Here is a 298-nt window from a genome sequence, read left to right as displayed (position 1 = left end):
CTGCAATGCGCCCGACACCGGCAACATGGAGACGATCGAGCGCTACGGCAATGAAGAAAACCGGCGCGAATGGCTGGAGCCGCTGCTGCAAGGCCAGATCCGTTCGGCGTTTCTGATGACCGAGCCGGAGGTGGCGTCATCGGATGCGACCAATATTCAGACGAGCATCGTGCGCGACGGCGACGCGTATGTGATCAATGGGCACAAGTGGTGGTCGTCGGGTGCGGGCGATCCGCGCTGCAAGCTCTTCATCGTGATGGGCAAGACGGACCCGGATGCGCCGCGTCACGCGCAGCAA

Annotated in this window: 1 protein-coding gene; it reads left to right on the top strand. The window is 62.8% G+C overall.

Going from position 1 to position 298, the window contains the following annotated elements:
• The coding region (locus SB753_RS36225; protein ID WP_410804927.1) for an acyl-CoA dehydrogenase family protein at window positions 1–298 on the top strand (298 nt) is incomplete at both ends.

Origin of the sequence: Paraburkholderia sp. SIMBA_053, from assembly GCF_046534895.1 — a bacterium.
GTDB classification, from domain to species: Bacteria; Pseudomonadota; Gammaproteobacteria; order Burkholderiales; family Burkholderiaceae; genus Paraburkholderia; species Paraburkholderia caledonica.
Note: the sequence above shows the minus strand (reverse complement) of the source record. Positions and strands in the feature narration are given on the sequence as shown.